General features: G+C 44.8%; 4 protein-coding genes. 3 read left to right on the forward strand and 1 reads right to left on the reverse strand.

Annotated elements, in window-relative coordinates:
• Positions 1–176 precede the first annotated feature (176 nt).
• Entirely contained in the window at positions 177–563 is a 387-nt protein-coding gene (locus tag PN499_RS10720; RefSeq protein ID WP_272031846.1) for a YidH family protein, read from the forward strand.
• Positions 564–654: 91 nt separating this feature from the next.
• Here PN499_RS10720 and PN499_RS10725 read toward each other — a convergent pair whose 3' ends face one another.
• Positions 655–1512, reverse strand: coding sequence for an alpha/beta hydrolase (locus tag PN499_RS10725; protein ID WP_272031847.1), 858 nt, complete (start codon positions 1510–1512; stop codon positions 655–657).
• Between PN499_RS10725 and PN499_RS10730 the strand changes: the two genes are divergently transcribed.
• On the forward strand, positions 1511–1777 hold the full coding sequence (locus PN499_RS10730; protein WP_272031848.1) for a hypothetical protein: 267 nt from the start codon (positions 1511–1513) through the stop codon (positions 1775–1777). The genes PN499_RS10725 and PN499_RS10730 overlap by 2 nt on opposite strands.
• Positions 1778–1973: 196 nt before the next feature.
• Positions 1974–4043, forward strand: a complete 2070-nt coding sequence (gene glgX, locus PN499_RS10735) for a glycogen debranching protein GlgX (RefSeq protein WP_272031849.1) — start codon at positions 1974–1976, stop codon at positions 4041–4043.
• Positions 4044–4106 lie beyond the last annotated feature (63 nt).

Genomic DNA, 4106 nt, shown 5'->3' on the forward strand with positions numbered 1-4106 from the left:
AGCAATTAGCAATTAGCAATTAGCAATTAGCAATTAGCAATTAGCGATTAGCCATTACCAATTACCAATTACCAATTACCAATTACCAATTACCAATTAATAATGTTATAATTGATAATTAGGGAAAAACAATTAAAATTTCCGATCGTTCTTAATAAGAGCTAGGAGTTTTCGTGATGCAGTTACGGTTGAAAACTAGAAAAGTAAATGAGGAACCAAAGCCGCATAATGAGTCGCGGGTACGGGAACACTTATCAAACGAGCGTACTTATTTAGCTTGGATGCGGACTGCGATCGCGCTAATGGCCTTTGCGGTGGTCATCATCCGTCTGCGAGCTTTTCATCCACCTCTGGTTCCCAGTATTGGGGTTGGCTGGAAGTTAAGCATAATTCTTTCTCTGGTTGCTTTGGGGACGGTGTTGTTGTCAACTCAACACTATTTTGCTGTCCGCCAGGACATCGATCGGGATGTCCATGAACCAGGCGATCGCTGGGTTATTCTTTTAAGTCTCACTGTCACGCTTTTAGGAACAGGGATTATATATTTGGTATTGTTTCAATAAGATTTAATTCCTCACATACTTTTTAAGTAATTAGCCCCTAACTCTGATTATTTCTAAGTATAGTCTGAATTTCTGGAGATGTCTATTATGTCTATTGTAAAAATTCGGCTATTCTTTGAAGATATGCAGTGCCAGCAATTTTAGCCGTATTTGTGTGATCGGCATTAGGTACAATATATAATTCTTTGGGTTCGCGAGCTGCCTCAAACAATTTTTTGCTCATCTCAACAGGAACCACAGTATCAGCAGTACCGTGAATAAACAGCACGGGCATTTTTAGTTTGGAGACTTTGGCGATCGAGTCAAACCGCTGCGTCAGTATCAAATCTATAGGGAACATCCAAAAAGAACGCTTATAGTCCACCATCTCCCGTGTTGAAGTAAACGAACTTTCGACAATCAACCCGGCTGCTTCTGGGTGATGTACAGCTAAATCAATGGCGATCGCACCACCTAAAGAATGACCATAAATAAAAATTTGACTGGGATCGATCTTCCGTTCTTTGACTAAATAATCCCAAGCAGTTTTAGCATCTTGATAAACCTGGGATTCATTGGGAAAATTGCCAGTACTCCGACCGTAACCCCGGTAATCAATCAACAATACTGACAAACCCAACTCGTGAAACCGATTAGCGTGTTCGAGATTAGCTCCTATATTCGAGCCATTGCCATGTAAATATAATACTACTTGCTGTTGTTGCTCTGGAATTGATTTCGCCCTTGGCATCCACCAACCATGAATACGTTCCACCTGTCCAGTTTTAGTCATTATCGGCAACCAGACATCTTCATAGGCCAAGTTAAAAAAATCAGGAGTAATATCGATCGCCTGTATCGGGAAAAATAGAAGCTTAGTCTGGTTTGTGAATAGGAATATACAGATAGCAAAGTAGCCCAGGGCGCAGACTGCTCCAACAACTGTCAGCAACTTATATAAAAAAGACATGAGTACCTACAAAATAGCGGTTCGCTCGAATATTACTAACATTGTACAAACTGCAATTGCTATAGGGAGGGGCGTACTGAGATTGCTAAAGTCTGGTAGATCTGGGGCGATCGCAGTAGAGTGGGTGGCTGAGCGTTGTACAATTCGATCGGACTTAGAGGCCGAACAATTGGCTCGTCAGCAAGCACAATTATGTCTACTGCAACGATCGCGATCGAGATCCCTTTTTTGGCAGATGAGATCGATAGCCCTCTCCAGAAATTAAGTTTCCGACCAAACAGGATCGGGCTTTCAGATGCTTTTTCCCAGAGGTCTAATCGTCAAACTGCAAGAGACTGCTATAGCGCAAGGATAATTTAGCTGAACCTGAAAGACTTACAGCGTTGCTGGCTAAACAATCTTGCCTAATTCGCATCAATTAATTTTTCTATCTTACTGTCTGGATTAAGGAAATAGACCCGATGAATTCTGAGATCTTACCTGGTTTAAGTTTCCCCCTCGGCGCTACAGTCATCTCCGAAGGCGTTAACTTCTGCATTTACTCCAAAAACGCTACAGCTTTAGAACTGCTGCTTTTTAATTCCCCTGACGCACCCGAACCCGATCGCGTTATTAAACTTGACCCTAAAGAAAATAGAACTCACTACTACTGGCACGTTTTTGTCGCCGATATTGGCGCAGGGCAAATTTACGCTTACCGCGCCTACGGCCCCTTTATCCCAGAAAGAGGACTGCGCTTCGATGGCGAAAAAGTGCTGCTCGACCCCTATGCTCTCGCCGTAGTAGGATGGGAAAATTATAGTCGCTCAGCAGCCTGTCTTCCCGGAGACAATTGTTCAACCGCCTTGAGAGGCGTAGTTGTCGATCCGAGCACCTACGATTGGGAAGGGGATATCCCACAACGCCGCCCCTATTCTCAGACTCTAATTTACGAACTGCACGTCGGCGGTTTCACGCGCAACCCTAACTCTGGGGTGTCCCCAGAAAAACGCGGTACCTATGCCGGCCTAATCGAAAAAATTCCTTACCTGCAAGAATTGGGGATCACCGCAGTCGAATTGCTACCTGTCCACGAATTTGATGAACAAGACGTGCGGCCAGGACTTAAAAATTACTGGGGTTATAGTACGATCGCATTTTTCGCTCCCCATCGCGCCTATAGTTACCGCCGCGATCCCATCGGGCCCGTAGACGAATTTCGCGATATGGTTAAGGCCCTACACAAAGCTGGAATTGAAGTCATCCTCGATGTCGTATTTAACCACACGGCTGAGGGTAGCGAAGACGGGCCGACACTTTCCTTTAAGGGATTAGAGAATGCGGCTTATTACATTCTGGAGGAGGATCAATCTAAATACAGCAACTACAGCGGTTGCGGTAATACCTTGAAAGGTAATCACGATATTGTCGGGCGGATGATTATTGATAGCCTGGAATACTGGGTTTCCGAGATGCACATAGACGGGTTTCGCTTCGATTTAGCCTCCGTACTTTCTCGCAGCCAATCAGGTCATCCTCTCACAGATCCACCGATTTTGTGGGCGATCGAATCCAACCCAATTTTGGTAAACGCCAAGGTAATTGCAGAAGCTTGGGATGCAGCGGGACTTTATCAAGTCGGTTCCTTTATTGGCGATCGCTTTGCGGAATGGAATGGCCCTTACCGAGACGAAGTGCGGCGTTTCGTTAAAGGAGATCCAGGAACCCTAGTCAGACTAGCAGCCCGGATTATGGGCAGTCCCGATATTTACCCCCAACTTGACCGCGAACCAAATCGTAGCATCAACTTTATCACCTGCCACGATGGTTTTACCCTCAACGATCTAGTTTGCTACAACGAAAAACACAACGAAGCAAATAACGAAGATAGCCGCGATGGAGCTAATGATAATTTTAGCTGGAATTGCGGTGTAGAAGGAGAAACAGACGACCCTGCCATTGAAGCTTTGCGCTTACGGCAAATCAAAAATTTCTTCACAATTATTCTGACTTCTCAAGGTACACCCATGCTACTGATGGGGGACGAAGTGCGGCGATCGCAGGGGGGAAATAATAATAGTTACTGTCAGGACAACGCCTTGAGTTGGTTTAACTGGAATGGTGTAGAAGAACACTCAGGTTTAGTGCGCTTTGTCAAAGGGCTAATCAAGTTTTCTCAGTCCCTAGAGATTTTCTGCCAAGAACAAATATTAACTGTTACCTTTGGCAGTCAAGAACCCCATATTATTTGGCACGGAGTGCGTTTAGGACAGCCAGATTGGAGTATTAACTCCCACGCTTTAGCTTTTACTCTCCGACATCCTAAAGCTGGTGAAAACCTGCACATTATACTCAATGCCTTCTGGGAACCCCTAGCATTTGAATTGCCGCCACTAGGAACAGAGGAATCTTGGCATCGCATTGTCGATACTGCATTAGCCAGTCCTGATGATTTTTCTCCTCTAGAAGTCGCGCCGTCTGTTACGGGAAAAGCTTATCAGACAGAGGCGCGATCTGCTGTAGTCCTGATGGCGCGATCGAACTTTCATTGAAGTGTTGGTAATTGGTAATTGGTAATTGGTAATAAACGTAAGGTGGGCGCTCGCCGCAAAAAT

The organism is Kamptonema animale CS-326, from assembly GCF_028330895.1.
GTDB lineage: Bacteria > Cyanobacteriota > Cyanobacteriia > Cyanobacteriales > Microcoleaceae > Kamptonema > Kamptonema formosum.

Excerpts from the sequence above, each read along its gene's own strand:
- glgX (WP_272031849.1), top strand. The coding sequence starts at position 1,974 with ATGAATTCTGAGATCTTACCTGGTTTAAGTTTCCCCCTCGGCGCTACA.
- PN499_RS10720 (WP_272031846.1), top strand. The coding sequence starts at position 177 with ATGCAGTTACGGTTGAAAACTAGAAAAGTAAATGAGGAACCAAAGCCG.
- PN499_RS10725 (WP_272031847.1), bottom strand. The coding sequence starts at position 1,512 with ATGTCTTTTTTATATAAGTTGCTGACAGTTGTTGGAGCAGTCTGCGCC.
- PN499_RS10730 (WP_272031848.1), top strand. The coding sequence starts at position 1,511 with ATGAGTACCTACAAAATAGCGGTTCGCTCGAATATTACTAACATTGTA.